This window comes from Tessaracoccus sp. OH4464_COT-324 (assembly GCF_003932855.1).
In the GTDB taxonomy this organism is placed as follows: domain Bacteria; phylum Actinomycetota; class Actinomycetes; order Propionibacteriales; family Propionibacteriaceae; genus Arachnia.
The window spans coordinates 1-457 of record NZ_RQYZ01000096.1; the positions used below are offsets into that span (position 1 = coordinate 1).

The 457-nt window shown below is 71.1% G+C and carries 1 protein-coding gene; it reads right to left on the reverse strand.

The genetic code is table 11. The features are described 5' to 3' along the window. Window positions 1-457 (reverse strand): tetratricopeptide repeat protein (locus tag EII42_RS12270; protein ID WP_158676530.1); only part of this gene is annotated, 457 nt, incomplete at both ends.

A 457-nucleotide genomic window follows, 5' to 3' on the forward strand; every position in this document is an offset into this window, starting at 1 on the left:
CCCCGCCAGCTCTCCACCGCCTCCTCGGCCACCTTCAACGCACCAACCCGATCCCCACAATCCCCCAACAGAGCACCCAGGTTGGTCAACGCGCGCGCCAGCTCCGCCTCGAACGCCCCCGGCACCCGCTCCACCAAACCCCGCCAGCTCTCCACCGCCTCCTCGGCCACCTTCAACGCACCAACCCGATCCCCACAACCAGCCAACCGGATGCCCAGGTTGCTCAACGCGCGCGCCAGCTCCGCCTCGAACGCCCCCGGCACCCGCACCACCAAACCCCGCCAGCTCTCCACCGCCTCCTCGGCCGCCTTCAACGCACCAACCCGATCCCCACAATCCCCCAACCGGTTACCCAGGTTGGTCAACGCGCGCGCCAGCTCCGCCTCGAACGCCCCCGGCACCCGCTCCACCAAACCCCGCCAGCTCTCCACCGCCTCCCGCGCGGCCGCCAACGCAC